Genomic DNA, 23314 nt, shown 5'->3' with positions numbered 1-23314 from the left:
CTCGGCAGCGCATTTTGCGACGCACACTTCGGGGCAAGGAGCGCGGGACATCTCGTGCGCAATTACGCCGCAGTTTCGAATAAGCCTTCATAACCGCTTCGCGCCAAACAGTTTTCGGGCGCGGACAGCATTTGGCTGCGGCTGGACCGCGACGCGGCGAAAACGATAGAGTTGCAACCGCCGGGTGGCCCCCACCCGGACAGGACAATCGGATTGACGATGGAGACCAGAATGATCAACCCGGCGCCGCCTGCGCGGCTTCACCTACGGCGATGGTTCGCGCTGGGCTCCGTGCTCGCGGTGCTGCTCGGCGCCGCAGCGGTTGCGCAGGCGCAAGGCCTGGTCAAGGGCGTTCAGGATGGGGCCGCGGCCGGCAACAAGGCGGCCGGACCCGTTGGCGGCGTGCTGGGCGGTGCGATCGGCGGCGTGGTCGGTGTCTTCACCGGCGTGCTCGGCGTCAATAACAACAACCAGCCGGCTCCGGCTCCCAAGGATGCGAGCAAGGATTCCAAGCAGCCGGGCGCCGGTAAGGACAAGGATGCCAAGAGCGCCAAGGAGACCGCCAAGGCGGGCAAGGGCGCCAAGGCGAGCAAGGAAGCCAGGAATGCGCCGCAGGACAACAAGGACAATAAGGACGTCACCGTCCTCACCCAGCCCGGCGCGCCGCAACAGACCGCCGAGCAGATCGTCGCCAACAGCGACTCCTATATCGAGCGGATCAAGACCGAGTTGAACCTGACGCCCGATCAGGAGAAGCACTGGTTCGGCTTCTCGAGCGCTATGCACTACCTGGGGCATAATGGCGCGGAGCGGCTCAACCTGCGGATCGCCCGCGCCAAGCGGGATCCGCCTGACGACATCATCGAGCAGATGCGCAACGAATCGCAATTCCTGATCGACCGCGCCGCCGACCAGCGCAACGTCGCCGATGCCGCCGAGCCGCTTTATTCGAGCCTCGACGACAAGCAGAAGGAGGTCTTCATCCAGGAGATGGTGCGCCTCAGCCACGAGCGCGGGCTGGATTAATCAAGTTGAATCCGATTGCGGGCGTCTGAATTAACGGCGCCCGCCACGAATTCGTGAATCCTCTCCGCATTTCGGGTATGGTTAGCTTCGTAAGCTGACTGCGGGGTTGATATGGCGGACGGACTCTCCGTTTTCCTGGTCGAAGACGAGGCGTTGATCCGGATGATGATCGCCGACATGGTGGAGGAACTCGGCCACCATGTCGTCGCAGAAGCGGACAATGTCCGGGACGCGAGCGCCTTTGCGATGACCGCGCAATACGATTTCGCCATCCTCGACATCAACCTGAAGGGCCTCTACGTTGATCCCGTCGCCGACCTGATCGAGCGCCGCGGCAAGCCGTTTCTGTTCGCCACCGGCTACGGGCCGGAGCTGCTGCCGTCCTTGCTCCGGCGGCGGCCGATCCTGCGCAAGCCGATTTCCCTCGACCAGCTCAAGGTGATGATCGATTCGCTGTTTCCGGACGCGGTCGCCAAAACTCCTCACTGAGAAGGCTCCTCGTTGACAAGGCTCCTCACCGAGAAGGCGCCGTACTGAGATCGCCAACGAAAATGGCCGCCCGTGAGGGGCGGCCATTTGGCGAAAGAATGTGTCGTGGTCTCAGATCAGGCCAGCGCTGAGGTCGATGCCGCGCGCCATCACGCCGAACGAGGCGACCAGGCCCATGCAGCAGAACAGCAAGATGGTCTTGAACGAAGAATCGGCAAAACGGGTTTCGACGGCGGCCGGGATCGCGGCAAGCGAAATCATGCTCATGTTCATTCCCCCCTTTGTTGACCCCTGAATTGCATCAGGTACGGGAAGCTCTTAGAGCAAAAAGTTTGACGCGAGCTTGCGAGGGATCGTTAACGGAATCGCAGTCGCTTGCGTGTTTGCGCGAGCAGCGAGCGGTCCCGCAAGTCTCAGTTGCGGCCGTTCTTCAGCACGGTGGCGATGGTATGGGCCGTCATGGCGGCGCGATCAGAGGCGCGCTGCGCGGCCAGCCGGTCGCGCGCCTTTTCCTCGATCAGGAGCTCGATCAGGGCCAGCCGCTTGTCATCGTCGTCCGCCTCGGTCAGCAGGCGGTGATAGCGGTGATAGTCGAAACTCAAGTCCTGCTTACGCATGTCACGCCCCCGCAACTACGCCACACACTCCAGGGAATTGTTTCCCATCGGACATAGTCGGGCAAGCACGATCCTGCGTGGAACCGCGCCTTGGCTGCAATCAGCTGTGTATAGTTAACGGACTGGACGGCGTCGGAGCCGATCGCGGCTCATCAATCCGGATTGTGGTCGGCGAACATCTTCAGGCCGACGAAGCTCGCGTCGGGTTTCGTCACCAGCCTGGTCGGGATGTTGCGCAAATAGTCCTGGAAGCGTCCCTTGGCTTCGAAGCGCGCACGGAAAGCGGAGGCCGCGAGGAACTCGGGGAAGCGCGGCACGATCCCGCCGGCGATATAGACGCCGCCGCGGGCGCCGAAGGTCACCGCGAGATTGCCCGCGACCGAGCCGAGGATGCCGCAAAACATTTCCAGTGTCGTGCGGCTGAGTTCGCAACTGCCCTCCAGGGCGGCTTTTGTGATGGCGGCGGCGTCGCGGTGCGGCACCTGGGCGCCGTCGACCTCCGCCAGTGCCTCGTAGAGGCTTTGCAGACCGGAACCCGAAAGCGCCCCGCGCTCGATGGAGACATGGCCGAAACGTCGGCGCAAGCAGGCGATCACGCGTTCCTCGCGCTCGTTCTCCGCCGGCAAAGTGGCGTGGCCTGCCTCGGTGACGACCGCCAGCCGGGCGCCGTGGCGTTCGACCAGACAGGAGACGCCAAAGCCGGTTCCAGGCCCAACCACCAGCAGCGGTTCTCCGGGGAGGCCGTCCTGGCCCCCGAGCGGGATCAAATCGGCAGGCTTCAGGGCGGGCAGGGACCAGGCCACGACCTCGAAATCATTGAGCACATGCACACTCTCGAAGCCGAGGGTCGGCTGGAGCTCGTTGCCGTCGATGACCCACGGACTGTTGGTCATGACGCAGCGGTTATTGGTCACGGGACCCGCGACGGCCAGCACGGCTCGTTTGGGCTGCTTGCCGCCGGACCGGCGTGCAAGGACGTCGGCGATGGCTTCCCGGACGGTCGGGAAGTCCGCGACCTTCACATAGTCGATGGGTCCGGCCTGGTCGCCGCTGTCCGATGCGCTTTCGCTCAGCGCAAAGCGCGCATTGGTGCCGCCGATATCGGCGAGAAGAATCTGTCCTGTCTTGCCGATACCCATGATCTTGTGGCTGCCGCGCCGTGCAGGCTCGCGGGAACCGTTCCCTCCGCTCCATCCGATCCGCAATTTGCGAACGTCTTTAGAATCCGTCTTCGGGTGAGCCTAGTCAACTCGGACAACGCCAAACCGTTGCATCCCAGGTGAGACGGGCGCGATATCGCCGCATGTGTCGGTAGTTGCGAAGCCGCTCGGGAAGATCGACATTGGACGGAGCGTTCGGGTCGCGCCGGACGGCTGGAACGGGACCTTGCGATGCAGATTTCCGACCGCGACGTGCTGCTGGTGATCGACGTGCAGAACGACTTTTGCACCGCCGGAGCGCTCGCCGTTCCCGGCGGCGAGAAGGTTGTCCCGGCCATCAACCGAATTGCCGCAAATTTCACCAATGTGGTGCTGACCCAGGACTGGCATCCAAGCGATCACATCTCGTTCGCACCGAACCATGCGGGCAAGCAGCCGTTCCAGACCATCGAGCTCGACTACGGCACCCAAGTGCTGTGGCCGACGCACTGCGTGCAAGGCACGGCGGGCGCTGAATTCCACGCAGAGCTCGAAATTATCAGGGCAAACCTCGTGGTGCGCAAAGGCTTTCGTCGCGGCATCGATTCCTATTCGGCGCTGTTCGAGAACGACCATCGGACGCCGACCGGCCTGCTCGGCTATTTGCGCGAGCGCGAGCTGAAGACCGTCTTCGTCGCCGGCCTGGCGCTGGATTTCTGTGTTCGCTTCTCGGCGGAAGATGCCCGCAAGGCGGGGTTCGAGGTCGCAGTCATCGAGGACGCATGCCGCGGCATCGATCTCGACGGCTCTGTGGGCGCGACCCATCAGAGTTTTCGCGAGCGCGGTATTTCGACCGTCAGCCTGGAGGCCTTGCTGTGAGGACCTTGAGATAGTCATGGTGGAGAAGGGCGGCAAACCGCTGGGCGGATCGGATCGTCCTCCGGATGATCCGCTGCTATTGCCGTTTGCGGCGGCGCGGCTCGCGATGGACGCCTGCTTCTGGTGGCTGGAACGCGGTCCGCCGGAACAGGACGAGAGCAATCTGCCGTGGACGACGCCCAATGCGGTCGCCTTGGAGCTTGCGACCATGCGCCTGCGCGATTGCACGCGGACGCAATCCGGCCAGCCGGCACTGGTCTGCGCGCCCTATGCGCTGCATCGGGCCCTGATCGCCGACTTCGCACCGGGCCACAGCGTGGTGCAATCCCTGCAGAATGGCGGCATCGATCGGGTCTACCTCACCGACTGGCGCTCGGCCTCGCCGGACATGCGCTATCTCTCGATCGACAGCTATCTCGGCGATCTCAACGTCGCCGTCGACGAAATCGGCGCGCCGGTCGATCTCGTCGGCCTGTGCCAGGGCGGATGGCTGTCGCTGCTCTATGCGGCGCGCTTTCCCGCCAAGGTGCGGCGGCTGGTACTGGTGGGGGCGCCCGTCGATCTCTCGATCGATTCCGCGCTGTCCCGGCTCGCTCGCAATGCGCCTGAGGCGCTCTACGACCAGCTTGTGGCGCGCGGAGGCGGCAATGTCAGCGGCGACGAGATGCTGCGCTTCTGGACGAAGGCGCCGAGCCGCGACGACATTGCGGCGGCATTGCAGAGGGATTTCTCGGACGAGGAGGGCGCGGCATTGCTCGCGCGTTTCGATCGCTGGAATACCGAGACGCTCAACCTGCCCGGCACGTACTATCTGGAGATAGTCAACCGGATCTTCCGGGAGAACCGGATTGCCGGCGGCAACTTCACGGCGCTCGGCCGCGAGGTTGATCTGAAGGACGTCAAGGCGCCGGTCTTCCTGCTGGCCGGGCTCGATGACGACGTCGTGCCGGCCAGACAGGCGCTTGCGACCGCCAGTCTGCTCGGAACACCGCCGGCCTTCATTGCCGCGGCCTCCGAGCCCAGCAATCATCTCGGCCTGTTCATGGGGGCGCGCACCCACGCCCATGCCTGGCCCCGGATCGCCGAGTGGCTGCGCGACGACCTTTCCGGAGTGCTGGCCCGCAGCGCCTGACCTTGTCAGGTGCCTTGGCCCGGCCGGGCCGGCGAACACGCAAATCCGTTATGCATGACGGCGGATGGCCTGCACGGGGCCCGGTCGATGGGCTACATATCATCCGGAACTGGCGGCTGCGGCCGCGACAAGATCAAGGGTACCGCGCTCGATGAGCTTCCACTCGATCTACGCCCACGGATTTGCGCGCGTGGCGGCCTGCGTCACCACCTCCCATGTGGCCGATCCCACGGCCAACGCGAAGGCGATCCTGGCGGCGGCAGGCGCTTGCCATGAACAGTCGGTGGCGGTTGCCGTGTTTCCGGAGCTGTGCCTGTCCGGCTACGCGATCGAGGATCTCGTCAAGCAGGATCCGCTGCTCGATGCGGTCGAGCGCGGGCTCGCCTCAATCGTCGAGGCGTCCTCGGCGCTGATGACCGTCCTGATCGTCGGCGCGCCGCTGCGCTTTGGTCATCGCATCTACAATTGCGCCGTCGTCATTCATCGCGGCAACGTCCTTGGCGTCGTGCCCAAGTCTTATCTGCCGACCTATCGCGAATTCTACGAGGGACGGCATTTCGCCTCCGGCGCCGGCATGGCCGGAGAGACGATCGCGTTTGGCGGGTTGCACGCACCGTTCGGCGTTGACCTCCTGTTCGCGGCCGAGGATGTTCCAGGCCTGATCATCGGCGTCGAGATCTGCGAGGACATGTGGATTCCGGTGACGCCGGCTTCCGAACTCGCGCTTGCCGGCGCCAGCGTGCTGATCAATCTATCCGGCAGCCCGATCACGATCGGCCGGGCGCGCTCGCGCGCACTGCTGTGCCAATCGACATCGGCGCGTTGTCTTGCTGCCTACGTCTATTCCGCCGCTGGGGCAGGGGAATCGACCACGGACCTGGCCTGGGACGGCCAGACCTCGATCTATGAGAATGGCGTGCTGCTGGCCGAGGGCGAGCGGTTCGGTCAGGACGGCCAGATCACGTTGGCCGACGTCGATCTCGATCTGCTCAGGCAGGAACGCGCGCTGATGGGCACGTTCGACGATAATCGCCGGCAACGCGAAGCCTTTTTCCGGAGGATCACCTTCGCCCTGAAGCCGCCGGCCACCGACATCGGCTTCCTGCGCAAGATCGAGCGCTTCCCGTTCGTGCCGAGCGACGAAGCCCTGCTCGAGCAGGATTGCTACGAGGCCTACAACATCCAGGTCGCCGGCCTCGTGCAGCGCATGCGCGCGACCGGAACCAAGCGCGTGGTGATCGGCGTCTCGGGCGGCCTCGATTCCACCCACGCCCTGATCGTCGCCGCCAAGGCGGTCGACCTGCTCGGCCTGCCGCGCGGCAACATCCTGGCCTACACGATGCCGGGCTTTGCCACCGGCAGCGAGAGCAAGACCAACGCACTGGCGCTGATGAAGGCGTTGCAGACGGAGTGGCAGGAGCTCGACATCCGTCCCACGGCGACGCAAATGCTGAAGGACATCGGTCATCCCTTCGGCAAGGGCGAGAAGGTCTACGACATCACCTTCGAGAACGTGCAGGCGGGCCTGCGCACGGACTATCTGTTCCGGCTCGCCAACCATCATGGCGGCATCGTCATCGGAACCGGCGATCTCTCGGAGCTCGCGCTCGGCTGGTGCACCTACGGCGTCGGCGACCAGATGGCACATTATAATGTCAACGCCGGGGTGCCGAAGACGCTGATCCAGCACCTGATCCGCTGGGTGATCGCCTCAAAACAGTTCAGCGACGACGTCAACCGGACGCTTGCGTCGATCCTGTCGGCCGAAATCTCGCCCGAGCTGGTTCCGGTCAAGCCCGGCGAGAAGCCGCAGAGCACGGAAGCTTCCATCGGACCCTACGAGCTGCAGGATTTCAACCTGTTCTACACGCTGCGATTCGGCATGCGGCCGTCCAAGATCGCCTTCATGGCGCAGCACGCCTGGAATGATGTCGCCAAGGGCGAATGGCCGCCGGCGTTCCCGACCGATAAGCGCAGGGCCTATGATCTGCCGGAGATCCGGCGCTGGCTGGAAGTGTTCCTGCGCCGCTTCTTCGCCTTCAGCCAGTTCAAGCGCTCGGCGATGCCGAACGGGCCGAAGGTTTCGGCCGGCGGCTCGTTGTCGCCGCGCGGCGACTGGCGCGCGCCGTCGGATTCAAGCGCGGCGGCATGGCTTGAGGATCTCGAGCGGAACGTTCCGAAGTGATTGAGCAAGACTGCTGATCGGGCAGGGTAGATCCAAAACGACTTCGCGCCGCGCGGCTCGTAAAGCCGGCGGCGCGAAATTGCGTTCAATCTAGAAAGTGCCGAGGTCCGGAGTGCCTAGGAGTCCGGACCTCGTCACCTTGCCCCAGCCTTTGATCCCCCCGCCCCATGCGGTCCCCCAACCCCATGTAGCGCGATCAGAGGGTGATGCCCCTGGAAGGCCGCCGATCGATGGCGCGATGTACGCGAAGTATGGTTAGGATTCCATTCCGGATCACTACGGACACGAACGCGCTTGATGCTGCACGCTGGTGCATTCGTCCGCATCTGCTGCGATCGCTGCTGCCTGAATTCGATGCAGGCGATCGGCGGGGATGTCCACATCGGCGCATCGCCGCGGCGCCTGCGTTTCACGGGCCTGTCACTTAACTGGTCTAGCGCTGCTCCCGTCATCGCTGACGGTCAAGGAGCAAGCCATGTCGAAGCCGGTGCTGGGCGCAGCATTGTCCATCAAATCGATCCCCGCTCACCGCGACTGGCTTCTGGAACGGCAGCGCGATCTCGAGATCCAGGACTTTTTCCGCGCGGATTTGCTCGACGGCGATTGGCGGAGCGCGGCCAGCGAGATCAAGCAGATGCTCTCGGGCCATACCGGCCGGCTCGGCATTCACGGCCCGTTCTGGGGCTTCAAGATCGACAGCCATGATCCCTTGATCCGCAAGGCGGTGACGAAGCGCCTGCTTCAGGGCCTCGACGCCGCGGAATTCCTCGGCGCGACGCAGATGGTGATCCATTCGCCGTTCACGACCTGGGACCACAACAATCTCGATCTCTATCCTGACAACCGCGCCAACATCGTCGAGCGCGTCAAGGCGACGCTGGCCGAGGTGATTGCGCGCGCCGAGACGATCGGCTGCGAGGTCGTCATCGAGAACATCGAGGACAAGGACCCGCGCGACCGCGTCCGTCTCGCCAAGGCGCTCGAAAGCAACAAGGTCCGCGTCTCCCTCGACACCGGCCACGCCAACTATGCCCACATCTCCACCGACGCGCCGCCGGTCGATTACTACGTCGAAACCGCCGGCGACATGCTGACGCATGTGCACCTCCAGGACACCGACGGCTTTGCCGACCGGCACTGGGCGCCGGGCGAAGGCAACATCCCATGGGTGGCCGTGTTCCGCGCGCTGGGCCGGCTGACCTCCAACCCGCGGCTGATCCTCGAACTCCGCAATCACGACGACGTTCGCGCCGGCGCAGCCCATCTCGCCGCGCTCGGTCTCGCTGAATAACCGGCATCACAAAGGTCAGGGCTTTTCGTCATGAGCAAACTCACCCGTCGCACCATTCTGAAGTCCGGCGGCGCTGCCGCGGGCACGCTTCTCCTGCCGCGCTTTGCGATCGGGCAGGCCGACAACCGCCCGTCGGTGACGATCGCAGTGCAGAAGGTAACGAATTCGAACGTGCTCGACGTGCTGCGCGAGCAGTCCAATGTCGGCGAGCGCGTGTTCTTCTCCTCGATCTGGGAGGGCCTGATCTCCAAGAACTGGCGTGGTAGCCTGGAGGCCGTACCGGGCCTCGCCACCGAATGGCGCCGCATCGACGACCAGACCGTCGAGGTGAAGCTGCGCCAGGGCGTGAAGTTCCACAATGGCGACGAGCTGACGGCCGAAGACGTCGTCTTCACCTTTAGCCGTGAGCGCATGTTCGGCGAGACCGAGGCCAAGAGCCGCTCCACCATCCAGGCCTTCGAGAAGATCCCGACGCCGCGCCCGGGCAAGGAACTGCCCCCTGATGTGCCGGCGGTTGCCCGCCGCATCTGGCCGGACCTCGTGCGCGTCGATGTCGTCGATAAATACACGGTGCGCTTCTACAACGCGACGCCCGACGTCACGATCGAGGGCCGGCTGTCGCGCTACGGCTCCGACATCATGAACCGCCGCGCTTGGGAGCAATCGGCGAGCTATCTCGACTGGGCGCGCAAGCCGATCACGACGGGCCCGTACAAGGTCGTCGAGCTCAAGCCCGACGTGTCGCTGACCCTCGAGGCGCATGACGAATATTGGGGCGGCCGGCCGCCGCTCAAGCGCATCCGTTTCCTCGAAGTGCCCGAGGTCGCGAGCCGCATCAACGGCCTGCTGTCGGGCGAATACCAGTTCGCCTGCGACATCCCGCCGGACCAGATTGCCGGGATCGAAAAGAACTCTGCGTTCGAAGTGCAGGGCGGCACGATCCTCAATCACCGCCTGACCGTATTCGACAAGAACCACGCCCAGCTCGCCAATCCGCTGGTGCGGCGCGCTTTCACCCACGCGATCGACCGCCAGGCGATCGTCGACAGTCTGTGGGCGGGCCGTACCCGCGTGCCGAAAGGCCTTCAGTGGGAATTCTATGGCGACATGTTCAACGCCGACTGGAGCGTGCCGGCCTATGATCCCAAGCTCGCGCAGGATCTGTTGAAGCAGGCCAATTACAAGGGCGATCCGATTCCGTATCGCCTGCTCAACAACTACTACACCAACCAGGTCGCGACCGCGCAGGTGCTGGTCGAGATGTGGAAGTCGGTCGGCCTCAACGTGCAGATCGAGACCAAGGAGAACTGGTCGCAGATCATGGAACGCGCGCCGACCCGCGCGGTACGCGACTGGTCGAACTCGGCGGCCTTCAACGATCCCGTCTCGTCGCTGGTCGCCCAGCACGGCCCGAACGGCCAGCAGCAGCAGATCGGCGAGTGGACCAACGCCGAACTGAACGGGCTTTCGGAGTTCCTGGAGACCTCGACCGACCGGGCTGCCCGCAAGAAGGCGTTCCGCCGCATGCTGGAGATCGCCGAGCGCGAGGATCCCGCTTATACGGTGCTGCACCAGAACGCGACCTTCACCGCGAAACCAAAGTCGATCAAGTGGAAGGCGTCGCCGGCATTCGCGATGGATTTCCGCGCCGGCAATTTCGAGGCGTAAGTGGCGACGCCGCTGATCAATATCCAGGGCCTCAGCGTCGCCTTCAACGGCGTACCGGTCCTGCGCGGCGTCGATCTCGCTTTGCGGAAGGGCGAGGCCCTCGGCCTCGTCGGCGAGTCCGGCTCCGGCAAGTCAGTGACGTGGCTTGCTGCGCTCGGCCTCTTGCCGCGGCATGCAAAAGTCTCGGGCTCCGTGCGGCTCGACGGACGCGAAATCCTCGGCGCGCCCGCGGGTGAGCTTGACCGGGTGCGGGGCGGGCGGGTCGCCATGATTTTTCAGGACCCCGCAAGCGCGCTCAATCCGGTGCTCACCATTCGCAAGCAGCTCTGCGAGGCTCTGGCGCTGCATCGCGATCTCTCGGGCGAGGCGGTGAAGGCCGAAGCGCGGCGGCTGCTCGATCTCGTCGGCATTCCCGATGCGGCGCGGCGGCTCGAAGCCTATCCGCACGAATTCTCGGGCGGCCAGGTCCAGCGCATCATGATCGCGATGGCGCTGGCCGGAAATCCCGATCTCCTCGTCGCGGACGAGCCGACCACGGCGCTCGACGCCACCATCCAGGCGCAGATTTTGGAGTTGCTCTCGACCATCCGCCGCGAGATGAGCATGGCGATGGTGCTGATCAGCCATGATCTCGGCGTCGTCGCGGAAAACTGCGACCGCGTTGCCGTGATGTACGCCGGCCGCATCGTCGAGCAGGCGCCCGCCAATCAGCTCTTTGCCGATCCGGTGCATCCCTACGCGCAGGGCCTGATCGGCGCACTGCCGCCGCTCGACGGGCCGCGCCGCCGTCTCACGGCCATTCCCGGGACCATCCCCGATCCCGCGCACATGCCAAGCGGCTGTGCCTTCGCGCCGCGCTGCGCGCTGGCGGCCGAGCCGTGCGGACTTGCCGTGCCGAGCCTGGCGCCGATCGCGAACGATCGCGTGGTTGCCTGCATCCGTGCTGAAGCTTCGCGCCGTGCGCTGCTCGGGATCGCCGCCGAATGAGCGCGCCGCTCGTCGAGGTGTCCTCGATCTCGCGCAGCTACAGTATGCGCTCCGGGATGTTCGGTCGCAGCACGGCCGTCCACGCGGTCGATCGCGTGTCTCTGATGATCCCCAAAGGCGAAACACTGGGCCTCGTCGGCGAGTCGGGCTCGGGCAAGTCGACCACCGGTCGCATCGTGCTCGGTCTCGAGCCGCCGGATCGCGGCGAGGTGCGGTTCGACGGCAAGCCGATGGCCGCGCCAGGGACGAAGGCGTGGCGCGCGCAGCGGGCGCGCATGCAGATGATCTTCCAGGATCCGCTGGGGGCGCTGGACCGGCGGTTGCCGGTCGCTGCCCAAATCCGCGAGCCGCTGGACATTCACGGTCTCGGCACGCCGACTGAACGCGACGAACGCGTCCGCGAATTGCTGCGCGCCGTCGAGCTGACACCGGCGCATGGCGCGCGCTACCCGGGCGCGCTCTCCGGCGGCCAGCGTCAGCGTATCGTGCTGGCGCGGGCACTGGCGACAAAGCCCGATTTCCTCGTCTGCGACGAGCCGGTCAGCGCGCTCGACGTCTCGATCCAGGCGCAGGTGGTGAACCTGCTTTGCGATCTCCAGGCGCAGCTCGGGCTGACGCTGCTGTTCATCAGCCACGATCTGCGCGTCGTGCGGCAAATCAGCAATGTCGTCGCCGTGATGTATCTCGGCCGCATCGTCGAGATCGGCAGCGCCGACGATCTCTTTGCGCGTCCCGAACACCCCTATACGCAGGCGCTGGTCTCGGCCTCGCCGGCACCGGGCCGCCGCAGCGCGGGCCGCATCGTGTTGGCAGGGGATCCGCCGAACCCGGCGGCGCGGCCCCAAGGCTGTGCCTTCCATCCGCGCTGCCCGCGCGCTATTGCGCGCTGCGCGAACGAGGTGCCGACGCTGTCGGCCGTCGGCGGTAACAGGCAGGTCGCCTGCCATCTCGTGACGGGGCCGCAGGCCGAGACGCGGGACGCGGCCTGATGGGACGCTATCTTGCCATTCGGATCGGACGCGCGGCGCTGACGATCGTGCTCGTGGTCACCTTCGCCTTCGTGGTGCTGCGCCTCTCCGGCGACCCCGCGCTGATGATCCTGGGACCGGAGGCCCCGCCGGAAGTGCTCGCTGCTTTCCGCAAGGCCTGGGGGCTCGATGATCCGATCTGGTTCCAGTACCTCGACTACTTCGGCGCCATCGCCAAGGGCGAGCTCGGCCGCTCCATGCGCGACGGGCGGCCGGCGATCGAGCTCGTGCTGGAGCGGATTCCGTCAACGCTGGCGCTGACGCTGCCGGCCTTCTTCTTCAAGGTCGCCCTCGGCATTCCCGCCGGCATCTACGCAGCGCTGCACCGCGGCTCGGGAATCGATCGCGCCGTGATGATGACGGCGGTCGCCGGCTTCACCGCGCCGAGTTTCGTCCTTGCGCTGCTGCTCGTGCTCGTGTTCGCCGTTCAGCTCGGTTGGTTGCCGTCGGGCGGGCAGGACAGCTGGCGTCATGCCATCCTGCCAATCGTGACACTCAGCCTCGGTGGCGCCGCGGTGCTGGCGCGCTTCACTCGCAGCGCCATGCTGGAGGTGCTGGGCCAGCCCTATATCCGCACCGCATCCGCAAAAGGCGTGCCGTGGCGCAAGGTGGTGACGTCGCATGCGCTGCCGAACGCGGCGATCCCGACCGTCACCATTCTCGGCTTCATGGTGGGCACGCTGATCGCGGGCGCGGTCGTGGTCGAGAGCGTATTTGCCTGGCCCGGAGTAGGGCGCCTGCTGGTCGTCGCCGTCGCCAACCGCGACCTTGCCGTCGTGCAATGCATTCTCTTGCTGGTCGCGATGACCATGGTCACGTCCAATCTGATCGTCGACTTCCTCTACGGCTTCCTCGATCCGCGGCTCCGCGCCAAAGGGGCGCATGCATGACCGACGCAACGCTGAAGGACGCGGGCGTCCGCCGCCGCATCAGCCTTCCCGCGATCCCGGTCTCGGTCGCGCTCGCGATCAGCTGGATCGTCGTCATGCTGGTGATCGCAGCGTTTGCGGAGAAAATCGCGCCCTACGGCTTCACCCAGCTCGACCTGCGCAACCGGCTGGCTGCGCCCGGCAATGTCGCGCACTGGCTCGGCACCGACGAGCTCGGCCGCGACGTGCTGTCGCGGCTCCTCGTCTCTATCCGCATCTCGCTGTTGATCGCCTTCGGCGCGACCGCTATCTCGGCGATCGTCGGCACCACGCTCGGTTTTCTCGCCGCGCACTTTCGTGGAGCCGTCGAGCAGTTCGTGCTGATGCTGACCGACTTCCAGGCCAGCATGCCGTTCCTGATCATGGCGCTCGCGGTGCTCGCCTTCTTCGGCAGTTCGCTGCCGCTGCTGATCGGCCTGATGGGCCTGTTCGGCTGGGAGCGCTACGCCCGCATCGCCCGCGGCCTCGCCATCTCCGCCAATGCGCAAGGCTATGCCGCGGCCGTCCGCCAGCTTGGTGCGACGCCGTCGCGGATTTACTTGCGCCACATCTTGCCCAACATCGCCTCCACCCTGATCGTCTCGACCACGCTGGTCTTCCCCGAGGTGATCCTGATGGAATCCGGCCTGTCCTTCCTCGGCCTCGGCGTGCAGCCCCCGATGACCAGCCTCGGCAACATGGTCGGCTATGGCCGCGAGTACCTGACCCGGGCGCCCTGGATCATGCTGGCGCCGGCGACCACCATCGTGATCACCACGCTGGCGGTCTCCGTGATCGGCGACTGGCTGCGCGACCGGCTCGACCCGACCCTGCAATAGGGCGACTGGCTTGACGCGTGCGCCGATTTGCCGTCGGACACCCGCTTCTAGCCTTGGACCTCCGGCGTCCTGCCGCGCCCGAGCGCGAATTGACCGACCGGGCCCTCGATATGGAATTCCAACTCCGTCATTTTCGCGAACAGATCGATGTTGGTGCTGCCAATGGCGCAGCCGCCGAGGCCCATATCGGTCGCCGCCAGGTAAAGCGTCTGAATCAGGCTGCCGACATCCTTCAGGATCAGCGAATATGCGATTGAGCTGTATTTCCAGGAGACCCGCCCAAAACGCGCCGCGATCGTGATGAGGATTTGTGGCTGCCCCGGCGCGTCCATGGCGAACTGGGCAGCCGCCAAATGCGCCTGGAGTTGTTGGGCGGAGGCGCTGATCGCGACTAGCGCGTGGCTCCCTGCATCGTAGTGGTAGAGTCCGCCCGCAAGCCCGTCGCAGTTCGCGACGGTAAGGTACAATTCCAGCTCGTACGCGCTGCCCGCCGACGGATAAGGCCTTGTGCTGTAGGTGACGTCGGAACCGCCTTCGAAATACGGCTCGCTCTTCCATTCGGACAAGATGCGCGCGGTGGTGTCGAGAAACTGCGCGAGTTCGCCGAGCGTGACCGGATTCTTGTCGTCGAAATCCCGCGTTGAATGGCGTTCGCGCAACAGCTTCGGGAAGCGGGAGTTCGACCCAGGGGAGGAGAATTTGCGCAGGTCAATCTTGCTGCCGGCCCAGGGCGGACGCACGGCCGGGGACGGCGGAACGACGCCGGCATAGGTGAAGGCGGCGCCGGCCGGATTGGCTTGCCGACCCTCCGTGCTCCGCGTGTGAAACACCAGATCGTGGAAATCCCAGAGTACGAGGTTGCCGTCGCCTTCGTTCACCCGCAGGCCTTGTCCGTCTTTCGCATCGAGCTTGAGCAGGATCTGGCTGTCCAGCAACAGTTCGAGCAGATGGAGGGTGGAGGAAGCTATCTTCTGGTTGAGCTTGCCGATCTTCCGAGGCTGCGACAGCACAGCAAGGGTGGCGGCGATGGCGGGATCGCCAATCCGGAACAACGCGCCGGCGCGCGGCGATTCCAGCACCAACTCGTTGCCGCGCCGGCGCAGAAAGGCAAAGCGCGATAGCACAATGGTGTCACGACTGCCCAGCTTCGCGCGCAGCGGCCAGTATTCGGGGACTTGGGGCTCGATGACCACGAAGTCCTGCGTGTTACGCGAAGAAGAGAGGCGGTATTCCAGAAGCCCCTGCCGGGCCAAGCGACGCACCAGGGCGTCGACGTCTCTCGCGAGGGCGCTCTTGCCTGCAAAGGACGCGAGCGGAAGGCCGGTGCTCAGACGTCGCGCGCAGTCCATCGCGGCCGCGCTGAATTGTCCGAGGTTGACGGAATAGTCACCCAGAACGGCGGTGATGTTTCCGTCCGGCTGCATCTGGAGGGAGAAGTGATGGCTCAACCGGGCGGCAATGTCTGGCGCGATCTTCCTGGTCGGCTTTTTCCGGGGAGCGCGCACGAAAGAGCAGCCCTTCAGGTGTGTGGAAGGAATGAAGTCAGATCGCTTTCCGGTCGCGGCCGGTCCAACAATCCGAGCTTCACCGGCACATCGTAAAGGCGACCAGGTGCGAAACGGCGATAGAAATGACGTAGGCCGGGAACGAGCACTCTGACGACCGGAACCTCGACGTCGGGACGTGTCTGGTCGAGGACGAGGAAATCGTAGCCTGCACGGGCGGCGATCTCGACGCAGGCGATGACCTGGTCACGCGTATTGTCGTGAAGCTTGAGGCTCGGCGCTGGGGGGACGATCGGGTGGTGGCTCGGTGTCAGGAACGGGTAGTCTTCCAGGCGCAGCGGCGTGACACCGTCGAGGGTCGGCTTCTCGCCGCTTGCGCCGCCCATCATGCCGACGGACATAAATTGGGTCAGCTCGGTGAGGGATCGCAGCAGCGCTATATGGCGGTCGAAATGCGCGCCGGAACCGAACTCGATATTCTCGTGTCCATTCTGGATCCAGTGCATGATCGCCACGTAAGTCGGAATGCCGAGGTCGGTGGTGATGTCGAGCACCCACAGCTTGCGCCCGGCTTCCGCAAATTGAGCCTGGAGATCCCGGACATAGAAATCGTCGAATTGCCCGAGATCGACCTCGGCGCGCTGCACCCGGTTATACCACCAGATCGCGTAGGCATCGCGCTCGATCAGTTCGAGGAAGCCCTGAACGATGGCTTCGTCGCGGGTGTTGCCGGCCGCGCAGCCGTTGGAATCCGTATGAAAGCCGCCATAGAAGAAGTACAGGAGGCCGCTCGGCAGATATTTGAAGCGTTTGTCGCGCAACGACGAGACCGGCGACCACTCGGTCCTCGTCGAGGGATCGAACGGCTCGGGCACCGGATGGGGATCGTCCGGCTGCTGCAGAAACCTGTTCTTGAACTGCGTTTCGCTGAAGAGCTGGACGTCGTTGGGAAGAAGCGCGTCGCCAGGCGCGAAATCGTCAAATCGACGCGTCGTCCTGATCTCATCGCCTTGGAAAATGCCCGAATAGCGTTCGATCGACTCCATCAGCGCGCTTGCCTCGCCCTGTTCAGCCGTCGAGCCCTTGCCAAAGCTGCCCCCGCTCAATCCGGACCTGAGCTGGTCGATGCTGTGGGCCGGCGCGGAGAAATTGTGCTGGGCGAAGTAGTTGGTGTTCATCGGCAGATCAACGTCGATCCGCTCGAGCCGGGTCACCACCCCTGTCAGTGGACTCACATGCTTGCGGAACCGCGACACCGTCGACCGCGACGTCACGGTGCGATATCCACCGCTGGTCATGACGAGCCTCTTGCCCTCGGCAATCTCGACCAGGGCCGGAGATCGGCGCGGATTGTTCAGCTTCCTGCTGCCGCAGGTCGGACATTGTGGACGTCGCGTCACATAGTGCTTGGCGATGGCGGCGCCGGTCAGGTCGAAGCTCGCGATGTGATCGCACAAATCGGTGCGAAAATCCGAGGCAATTGCCTTGGCGATCTCGACGGCTGCAAAATGGATTCCAGTCTTGCCGACGCTTTCTCTGACTAGAGGCGATATGGCAACCGCGCGCGCCGGTCCCCGGTCAAGAAACCCCTTGATCTCCCGGTTGCGGATCATGCGATCGAACAGGCAGGTCCAGCAGGCGCTCTCGCCCGGTTTGAACACGGGCCCGACCAGCGGAAACGGGCCGGATGGCTGTACCAGCAGCCATGGTGTCTCGCCGGCCACCCGTTCCTGGTTCAGTTCAGCAAGTCGCCGGTCAAGATAATCGTTCACCAGCGTGATCGTGAGCTTCGGCGAGCGCTTGGCGATTTGAACGCCGAGCTTACTCAAGGCCGCGGTCAGCTCCTTGGCGCCTTGGACGTCAATCGACTCGACCTGCACGGGGCAATTGCGAAGATTTTGTTCCGCGATCTCCAAAGGCATGCCGAGGCTTGCCAGGAAACCTCCGACGGCGTCGTCGAACGCTTTCGGGGGCCGCGCAACGACATATCGGCGATCGAGCAGCCGCTTGATTGCTTCCTCGATCTTGTCGGCCGGGAAGCGCTTCGAAAGCTGGCGAATGATTTCCGGCCTGGCCTTGCCGTGTTGCCCGATCGCGGTGGCGAGGGCGCAGTAGAGCTCGCCGTGCAGGAAGAACTTGCGATCCTCGGAATAGAGGCAAACCGCATCGGGAGGCAGTACGTAGGCGGTGAAGTTCGGTGCAAATCGGAGGAGGTTTTTGCGGGTCTGCCGCGCAACGCGGGTCTTGCGATTGGCATTCATTGAGTCAGCACGCTGATCCTGTTGCCGTTACGTCAGATCGCCGGCCCAAGACGGATCGTCGTGCCCGCGCGCTGGTATTTTCCCGGAGAGTTGGAACAAATTCGCCCGTCGCCGGCAAGCCATCGATGCACGTGCGGTAGCGAAACCAAGCATTTGGCCGGCCCCTTTCTCAGGACCGGTCAATGATATATCGGCTGGTGGACACGCCATTCGGACGCTAGCAGAAGCGGCAGCGGCCCCACGATGCGCAGCAACCCGCGCATGATACGGCGCATCCCACCACACCAACGCCACAGCCAACGGCACAACCCGCACATCGGCAACCGACGCCACATCGGCAGCCCCGGCAAGCCCGACAGCCTCTGCAGCCGCGGCAACCGCCGCATCCGCGCCATGCCAGTTGCACGCGGCTACCGGCGTTTTCCTTGTCGAAGAGATGGAAGGTGGCCAGACTGACGTCAGCCATTTCCTCTTCATCGAGGGTGATTGCTTGTCCTGCGCCAAGGTGGGGCAATTGTTGTGCGTCGGGTGTCGGCACCGCTGACGCCGATGCGCCTCCCGCCAGCGAGAACGTCAACCCTGCGGCTCCGAACGCCGGCACGGCGACCTTGGTTATTCGCTTCTTCCCTTTAGAAGTCTTCTTCGCCTGCCGCATGGTCGAACCTCCGAGCATTGCAAGAAGTATCCCAGCCGCGGTAAGTCTACGCCGAGGAAATAACGCGAGCAAGAATTACGCGCACAAAAGCGCGGCGCCGCACGTTCAGGATGTATTCATCTTCATGAACGACGCTGGCGCGGCCAGTTGACACAAGGCATCAACGATCCGCGCTCTGGGTGCGCGTGTAGCTTGGTGCAGTGCCGCAAGCGCATCGAATCTTGAACGGAGAGATCGGCGTGGCGGATCAACTCGGACGTTTCGCTTGGTACGAACTGCTGACCACGGACGTCGCGGCGGCGGGCGCATTCTATCGCAAGGTCGTCGGCTGGGGCGTGAAGGATGAATCGACTCCGGAACTGCCTTACACGGTGCTTCGTAGCGGTGGCACCCCGCTGGGCGGCCTTATGGATATCCCGGAAGAGGGGCGGAGATCAGGGGCAACGCCGAGATGGATGGGTTACGTCGCTGTCGACGACCTGGACGGGGCTGCCGCGCAGATCAGGCGTCTCGAAGGCACGATCTTTGTGCCGCCGACCGACACCAATATTGGCCGAATAGCAGTCGCTGCCGATCCACAGAAAGCGACGTTCGGGCTGATCGAGAAACCGACATATGGCCGAGGGAAACCGGGCCGGCCGGACGAGCCGGGGCGCGTGGGCTGGCATGAGCTATTGGCCGCCGACCGGACCGTGATCTTCGGTTTCTACAGAGAACTATTTGGTTGGCAGAAGGCTGACGCTCAAACCGATCCAGCGGACTGGTATCAATTGTTTTCGGCGGGGGGCCAAACGGTCGGCGGCATGCTGACGAAACTTTCGAGCGTAGCGCAGCCATGTTGGCTGCATTACTTCAATGTCGACGACATCGGCGCTGCGACGAAGCATGTGAATGCTGGTGGAGGCCGGATCCTCCAGGGTCCGATCGAATTGCCGGATGGCTGCTGGATCGCACGATGTGTGGATCCCCAAGGCGCCCTGTTTGCACTGCAGGGTGCCCGGGGTCATGCAGTCATCGAGCCATTCTCGGCCTCGGAAGTCGGGTGGTCCGCCAAGTGGGGCGGCATTGCCTCCCAGGGGAGAATTGTGCTGCCCAAGCCGAAGCGCTAGCTACTGCCGCGTCCGTCCGGCGCTGGCGCGACCCTGCAATAACCCGCGCCGGGAGCAGGGGAGGCCTGCGCGGGGCCGATCCGGGCCGTTTCGGGGCAAGTTCCCGTTGCGCGCGCCTAGCCCGTGCGCTATCCGGCCGGAAAGGCCTGAGGCGGCTTCCATTTTTCCGCCCGGCTGACCCAACCGAGGACGGAAACCGCCATGCCAGCCTATCGCTCCCGCACCACCACCCACGGCCGCAACATGGCGGGCGCCCGCGGCCTCTGGCGCGCGACGGGCATGAAGGATGCCGATTTCGGCAAGCCGATCATCGCGGTTGTCAACTCCTTCACCCAGTTCGTGCCCGGCCACGTCCACCTCAAGGACCTCGGCCAGCTCGTCGCCCGCGAGATCGAGCAGGCCGGCGGCGTCGCCAAGGAATTCAACACCATCGCGGTCGACGACGGCATCGCCATGGGCCATGACGGCATGCTCTACAGCCTGCCGTCGCGCGAGCTGATCGCCGACAGCGTCGAGTACATGGCCAACGCCCATTGCGCCGACGGTCTCGTCTGCATCTCCAATTGCGACAAGATCACGCCCGGCATGCTGATGGCCGCGCTGCGGCTCAACATCCCCGCCGTGTTCGTCTCGGGCGGACCGATGGAGGCCGGCAAGGTCAAGCTCCAGGGCAAGACCAAGGCCGTCGACCTCATCGACGCCATGGTGGCCGCGGCCGACTCCAAGGTCAGCGACGAGGACGTCAAGGTGATCGAGCGCTCGGCGTGCCCGACCTGCGGCTCCTGCTCGGGCATGTTCACGGCGAACTCGATGAACTGCCTCACCGAGGCGCTTGGCCTCGCGCTGCCCGGCAACGGCACCGTGGTCGCGACCCACGCCGACCGCAAGCGCCTGTTCGTCGAGGCCGGCCACACCATCGTCGATCTCGTCCGCCGCTATTACGAGCAGGACGATGCCTCCGTGCTGCCGCGCAACGTCGCCAACTTCAAGGCGTTCGAGAACGCGATGACGCTGGACATCGCCATGGGCGGCTCGACCAACACCGTGCTGCATCTGCTGGCGGCGGCCCATGAAGGGCAGGTGGAATTCACCATGCAGGACATCGACCGGCTGTCGCGCCGCGTGCCCGTGCTGTGCAAGGTCGCGCCATCGGTCGCCGACGTCCATGTCGAGGACGTGCATCGCGCCGGCGGCATCATGGGCATTCTGGGCGAACTCGACCGCGCCGGCCTGATCGACACCTCGGTCTCGACCGTGCATGCGCCCACCATGAACGACGCGCTGGAGCGCTGGGACATCAAGCGCTCCAAGAGCGAGTCTGTCCGCACCTTCTTCCGCGCTTCGCCCGGCGGCATTCCGACCCAGGTCGCCTTCAGCCAGGAGCGCCGTTACGACGAGCTCGATAGCGATCGCGAGAAGGGTGTGGTCCGCAACCTCGAGCATGCCTTCAGCAAGGATGGCGGACTCGCCGTGCTCTACGGCAACCTCGCGCAGGACGGCTGCATCGTGAAGACCGCCGGCGTCGATGCCTCAATCCTGAAATTCTCGGGCCCGGCGCGCGTGTTCGAGAGCCAGGACGCCGCTGTGGAAGGCATTCTGGGCGGCAAGGTCGTCGCCGGCGAGATCGTGGTCATCATCTACGAAGGCCCGCGCGGCGGTCCCGGCATGCAGGAGATGCTGTATCCGACGAGCTATCTGAAATCGATGGGCCTCGGCAAAGCCTGCGCGCTTGTCACCGACGGACGTTTCTCCGGCGGCTCGTCCGGCCTGTCGATCGGTCATCTGTCGCCGGAAGCGGCCGAAGGCGGCAACATCGGTCTCGTCCGCACCGGCGACCGCATCGCTATCGACATCCCGAACCGCAGCATCAGCCTGGAGGTCTCCGACGAGGAACTCGCCAGCCGTCGCGCGGCGGAAGAGGCGAAGGGCGATGCCGCCTGGCAGGCGATGGGCCGCAAGCGCAACGTCTCGACCGCCCTTCAGGCTTATGCAGCGCTCACCACCAGCGCCGCACGCGGTGCGGTGCGTGAGGTGAAGCGGCGCACGAAGTAAGCGCGGCACCGTCCGCGCCTCGCGTGCATGGTCAACAAGTTCTGAACGGCCGGCGAAAGCCGGCCGTTCGCATTAAGGATGCCTCGACGAAGTTCGGCAGCTCAGGATGTGGCGGCGTATACTGCTCGCGACCTTCGCAAATCCATTTTGGGCAACTGGGGCACCACCACAATGTCTCGTACTCTCGCTGTCGTTTTCTCAACAGTCGTCGCCGCGATTTCCATGACGAGCGCGGCCTCCGCCGGCTGCTACAATTGCTACGCGCCGCCGCCGTGCCAGACCTGCTACCAGCAGCAATACGTGCAGCCGCAATACCGGACCGTCGACGAGACCGTAATGGTTTCTCCCGGCGCGACGGTCGCGCACCGCACGCCGGCGCAGTATCGCACCGTGATGGTGCCGCAGACCGTGATGGTCGCGCCGCCGAGCGTCCAGTACGAACGCATCCCGCCGCAATACGCCACGCGCCAGCGCGTCGAGATGGTTTCGCCCGGGTATTCCTATTACGCGCCGGTGCAGATGGGCTGCGCGTCCTGCGGCTACTGAGCCAACGCAGCTACAAAGAGTCTCGCGCGGCGCTCCCTTTGGGGGCGCCGTTTTCTTTTGAGGCAGCAAACGAGGCCCCGGAAATGGACGCGAATCCAACCGGGCCTCGCAACCAGCGACGCCCTGGGAGATGTCGCCGGTGTCCGGGATTGCTGAGGAAGGCTGCGTGTGTCGGCGGCCGACGTGCTGCGAAGCTAGAGGAACAGGCTGACGCTCGCCTGACAGATCGCGTGCGGCGGAGAATTCAGCCCTGGGGTGAGGGCGAGCGCTTGGAGGTGCCTGTACCAACGGACGGGTGGCGCGCCGCGCCGCCGCTGTTTCTCGCGATGCCAGAGCTCTCGTGCTGGCCGCGTATTAGGTCAGCTGCAATGCCATGTGAATTACACCGGGTTCGCGGGGCGTTGCTGACTTGAAGCCAAACTTGTCGAAGACGCGGAGCATCGCTGCGTTCTCCGGTAGTACTTCCGCGGTCAGCTCCGTCAATCCGGCCTCACCGGCAATAGCGATCAGATGGCGCGTCAGCAGCCCGCCAACGCCGCGTCCCTGCCAGGCATCGATCACGACGAAAGCTGCTTCCGCCCGTCCTGGCTCGAATATGACATAGCGACCACCGCCGATGACCATGCTGCGGCTCGCCTCTTCCGTGCACGCAACCAGTGCCACGTGGTTTCTGAAATCGGGTTCCATGAAAAAAGCGCGCTCCCGTTCGGAAAAATGACGCTTCGTCGCAAAGAAGCGGCGTTGGAGCGATTGAGTGCTTGTCTCCTCGAGCGCGGCAAGCATGTCGGGCTCGTCCTCGGGACGAAGCGCCCGGATATCGACCAATCGTCCGTCGCGCAGTCTCTCCTGGCGGCTGTAATTTGCGGCATCCGGCACTTAAGCTCTCCCGCGGCCCGATTGCGGCGCGCCCCCGCGGGGCGGTTGCTCGATCCCGATTGACGCGACCGCCGTTGCCAACCGTTGACCTAAATCAACGTCAGCGACCGCCGACCTTTTTG

The 23314-nt window shown here is 64.7% G+C and carries 21 protein-coding genes; 15 read left to right on the top strand and 6 right to left on the bottom strand.

Features of this window, described 5'->3' with window-relative positions; translation table 11 throughout:
* Nucleotides 1-231 precede the first annotated feature (231 nt).
* The gene (locus ACKWRH_RS22625; protein WP_445215320.1) at nt 232-1026 is read left to right on the top strand and encodes a Spy/CpxP family protein refolding chaperone; all 795 of its coding nucleotides are present in this window, start codon (nt 232-234) and stop codon (nt 1024-1026) included.
* Between the two features lie 111 nt (nt 1027-1137).
* Nucleotides 1138-1515 (top strand): response regulator, encoded by a 378-nt coding sequence (locus tag ACKWRH_RS22620; protein WP_014495213.1) that lies wholly within the window; start codon nt 1138-1140, stop codon nt 1513-1515.
* 111 nt (nt 1516-1626) lie between these two features.
* Here ACKWRH_RS22620 and ACKWRH_RS22615 read toward each other — a convergent pair whose 3' ends face one another.
* The 3 genes from ACKWRH_RS22615 to glk form a co-directional block, all read right to left on the bottom strand.
* Nucleotides 1627-1782 carry a hypothetical protein gene (locus tag ACKWRH_RS22615; RefSeq protein ID WP_445215319.1) on the bottom strand — a complete coding sequence of 52 codons (156 nt, stop codon included), beginning with the start codon at nt 1780-1782 and terminating at the stop codon, nt 1627-1629.
* Nucleotides 1783-1928: 146 nt separating this feature from the next.
* Entirely contained in the window at nt 1929-2132 is a 204-nt protein-coding gene (locus ACKWRH_RS22610) for a hypothetical protein (protein ID WP_445215318.1), read from the bottom strand.
* A gap of 152 nt (nt 2133-2284) precedes the next feature.
* Nucleotides 2285-3271, bottom strand: coding sequence for a glucokinase (glk, locus tag ACKWRH_RS22605; protein WP_445215317.1), 987 nt, complete (start codon nt 3269-3271; stop codon nt 2285-2287).
* A gap of 252 nt (nt 3272-3523) precedes the next feature.
* On the opposite strand from glk, the gene pncA reads away from it, so the two are divergent.
* The 9 genes from pncA to ACKWRH_RS22560 all read left to right on the top strand — a co-directional run bounded on the left by pncA (nt 3524) and on the right by ACKWRH_RS22560 (nt 14188).
* Nucleotides 3524-4150, top strand: coding sequence for a bifunctional nicotinamidase/pyrazinamidase (gene pncA / locus ACKWRH_RS22600; protein WP_445215316.1), 627 nt, complete (start codon nt 3524-3526; stop codon nt 4148-4150).
* A 16-nt stretch (nt 4151-4166) separates the two neighbouring features.
* Nucleotides 4167-5282, top strand: a complete 1116-nt coding sequence (locus ACKWRH_RS22595; RefSeq protein ID WP_445215315.1) for an alpha/beta fold hydrolase — start codon at nt 4167-4169, stop codon at nt 5280-5282.
* A 151-nt stretch (nt 5283-5433) separates the two neighbouring features.
* On the top strand, nt 5434-7467 hold the full coding sequence (locus ACKWRH_RS22590; protein ID WP_445215314.1) for an NAD(+) synthase: 2034 nt from the start codon (nt 5434-5436) through the stop codon (nt 7465-7467).
* Nucleotides 7468-7942: 475 nt separating this feature from the next.
* Entirely contained in the window at nt 7943-8758 is an 816-nt protein-coding gene (locus tag ACKWRH_RS22585; protein WP_445215313.1) for a sugar phosphate isomerase/epimerase family protein, read from the top strand.
* 30 nt (nt 8759-8788) lie between these two features.
* On the top strand, nt 8789-10426 hold the full coding sequence (locus tag ACKWRH_RS22580; protein ID WP_445215312.1) for an ABC transporter substrate-binding protein: 1638 nt from the start codon (nt 8789-8791) through the stop codon (nt 10424-10426).
* A complete protein-coding gene (locus ACKWRH_RS22575) occupies nt 10427-11413 on the top strand; it encodes an ABC transporter ATP-binding protein (RefSeq protein ID WP_445215311.1) in 987 nt (328 codons plus the stop codon).
* Nucleotides 11410-12402, top strand: a complete 993-nt coding sequence (locus tag ACKWRH_RS22570) for an ABC transporter ATP-binding protein (RefSeq protein ID WP_445215310.1) — start codon at nt 11410-11412, stop codon at nt 12400-12402. Before ACKWRH_RS22575 ends, ACKWRH_RS22570 begins: the two co-directional genes overlap by 4 nt.
* Nucleotides 12402-13331: an ABC transporter permease gene (locus tag ACKWRH_RS22565; protein ID WP_445215309.1), complete on the top strand. Its 930-nt coding sequence runs from the start codon at nt 12402-12404 to the stop codon at nt 13329-13331. Before ACKWRH_RS22570 ends, ACKWRH_RS22565 begins: the two co-directional genes overlap by 1 nt.
* Nucleotides 13328-14188, top strand: a complete 861-nt coding sequence (locus ACKWRH_RS22560; protein ID WP_445215308.1) for an ABC transporter permease — start codon at nt 13328-13330, stop codon at nt 14186-14188. Before ACKWRH_RS22565 ends, ACKWRH_RS22560 begins: the two co-directional genes overlap by 4 nt.
* A 47-nt stretch (nt 14189-14235) precedes the next feature.
* Here ACKWRH_RS22560 and ACKWRH_RS22555 read toward each other — a convergent pair whose 3' ends face one another.
* The gene (locus tag ACKWRH_RS22555; RefSeq protein WP_445222456.1) at nt 14236-15612 is read right to left on the bottom strand and encodes a SagB/ThcOx family dehydrogenase; all 1377 of its coding nucleotides are present in this window, start codon (nt 15610-15612) and stop codon (nt 14236-14238) included.
* A 95-nt stretch (nt 15613-15707) separates the two neighbouring features.
* Nucleotides 15708-17954 carry a TOMM precursor leader peptide-binding protein gene (locus ACKWRH_RS22550; protein WP_445215307.1) on the bottom strand — a complete coding sequence of 749 codons (2247 nt, stop codon included), beginning with the start codon at nt 17952-17954 and terminating at the stop codon, nt 15708-15710.
* Between the two features lie 443 nt (nt 17955-18397).
* Here ACKWRH_RS22550 and ACKWRH_RS22545 point away from each other — a divergent pair, with 443 nt between their 5' ends.
* The 4 genes from ACKWRH_RS22545 (at nt 18398) to ACKWRH_RS22530 (ending at nt 22316) form a co-directional block, all read left to right on the top strand.
* Nucleotides 18398-18760, top strand: coding sequence for a hypothetical protein (locus tag ACKWRH_RS22545; protein WP_445215306.1), 363 nt, complete (start codon nt 18398-18400; stop codon nt 18758-18760).
* A gap of 88 nt (nt 18761-18848) precedes the next feature.
* Nucleotides 18849-19718, top strand: a complete 870-nt coding sequence (locus ACKWRH_RS22540; RefSeq protein ID WP_445215305.1) for a VOC family protein — start codon at nt 18849-18851, stop codon at nt 19716-19718.
* A 201-nt stretch (nt 19719-19919) separates the two neighbouring features.
* A complete protein-coding gene (gene ilvD / locus ACKWRH_RS22535; protein ID WP_445215304.1) occupies nt 19920-21770 on the top strand; it encodes a dihydroxy-acid dehydratase in 1851 nt (616 codons plus the stop codon).
* Nucleotides 21771-21992: 222 nt separating this feature from the next.
* Complete coding sequence (locus tag ACKWRH_RS22530) at nt 21993-22316, top strand: hypothetical protein (RefSeq protein WP_014495230.1); 324 nt, start codon at nt 21993-21995, stop codon at nt 22314-22316.
* Between the two features lie 354 nt (nt 22317-22670).
* On the opposite strand, the gene ACKWRH_RS22525 is transcribed toward ACKWRH_RS22530, so the two are convergent.
* Nucleotides 22671-23192, bottom strand: coding sequence for a GNAT family N-acetyltransferase (locus ACKWRH_RS22525; protein ID WP_445215303.1), 522 nt, complete (start codon nt 23190-23192; stop codon nt 22671-22673).
* Nucleotides 23193-23314: the final 122 nt, after the last annotated feature.

The sequence above is a fragment of the Bradyrhizobium sp. Pa8 genome, assembly GCF_052588265.1.
This window is presented reverse-complemented; position numbering and strand designations above follow the sequence as displayed.

What these genes read in the sequence shown, in the direction of transcription:
- ACKWRH_RS22625 (WP_445215320.1), top strand. Translation starts at nt 232, where the DNA reads ATGATCAACCCGGCGCCGCCTGCGCGGCTTCACCTACGGCGATGGTTC.
- ACKWRH_RS22620 (WP_014495213.1), top strand. Translation starts at nt 1,138, where the DNA reads ATGGCGGACGGACTCTCCGTTTTCCTGGTCGAAGACGAGGCGTTGATC.
- ACKWRH_RS22615 (WP_445215319.1), bottom strand. Translation starts at nt 1,782, where the DNA reads ATGAGCATGATTTCGCTTGCCGCGATCCCGGCCGCCGTCGAAACCCGT.
- ACKWRH_RS22610 (WP_445215318.1), bottom strand. Translation starts at nt 2,132, where the DNA reads ATGCGTAAGCAGGACTTGAGTTTCGACTATCACCGCTATCACCGCCTG.
- glk (WP_445215317.1), bottom strand. Translation starts at nt 3,271, where the DNA reads ATGGGTATCGGCAAGACAGGACAGATTCTTCTCGCCGATATCGGCGGC.
- pncA (WP_445215316.1), top strand. Translation starts at nt 3,524, where the DNA reads ATGCAGATTTCCGACCGCGACGTGCTGCTGGTGATCGACGTGCAGAAC.
- ACKWRH_RS22595 (WP_445215315.1), top strand. Translation starts at nt 4,167, where the DNA reads ATGGTGGAGAAGGGCGGCAAACCGCTGGGCGGATCGGATCGTCCTCCG.
- ACKWRH_RS22590 (WP_445215314.1), top strand. Translation starts at nt 5,434, where the DNA reads ATGAGCTTCCACTCGATCTACGCCCACGGATTTGCGCGCGTGGCGGCC.
- ACKWRH_RS22585 (WP_445215313.1), top strand. Translation starts at nt 7,943, where the DNA reads ATGTCGAAGCCGGTGCTGGGCGCAGCATTGTCCATCAAATCGATCCCC.
- ACKWRH_RS22580 (WP_445215312.1), top strand. Translation starts at nt 8,789, where the DNA reads ATGAGCAAACTCACCCGTCGCACCATTCTGAAGTCCGGCGGCGCTGCC.
- ACKWRH_RS22570 (WP_445215310.1), top strand. Translation starts at nt 11,410, where the DNA reads ATGAGCGCGCCGCTCGTCGAGGTGTCCTCGATCTCGCGCAGCTACAGT.
- ACKWRH_RS22565 (WP_445215309.1), top strand. Translation starts at nt 12,402, where the DNA reads ATGGGACGCTATCTTGCCATTCGGATCGGACGCGCGGCGCTGACGATC.
- ACKWRH_RS22560 (WP_445215308.1), top strand. Translation starts at nt 13,328, where the DNA reads ATGACCGACGCAACGCTGAAGGACGCGGGCGTCCGCCGCCGCATCAGC.
- ACKWRH_RS22555 (WP_445222456.1), bottom strand. Translation starts at nt 15,612, where the DNA reads ATGCAGCCGGACGGAAACATCACCGCCGTTCTGGGTGACTATTCCGTC.
- ACKWRH_RS22550 (WP_445215307.1), bottom strand. Translation starts at nt 17,954, where the DNA reads ATGAATGCCAATCGCAAGACCCGCGTTGCGCGGCAGACCCGCAAAAAC.
- ilvD (WP_445215304.1), top strand. Translation starts at nt 19,920, where the DNA reads ATGCCAGCCTATCGCTCCCGCACCACCACCCACGGCCGCAACATGGCG.
- ACKWRH_RS22530 (WP_014495230.1), top strand. Translation starts at nt 21,993, where the DNA reads ATGACGAGCGCGGCCTCCGCCGGCTGCTACAATTGCTACGCGCCGCCG.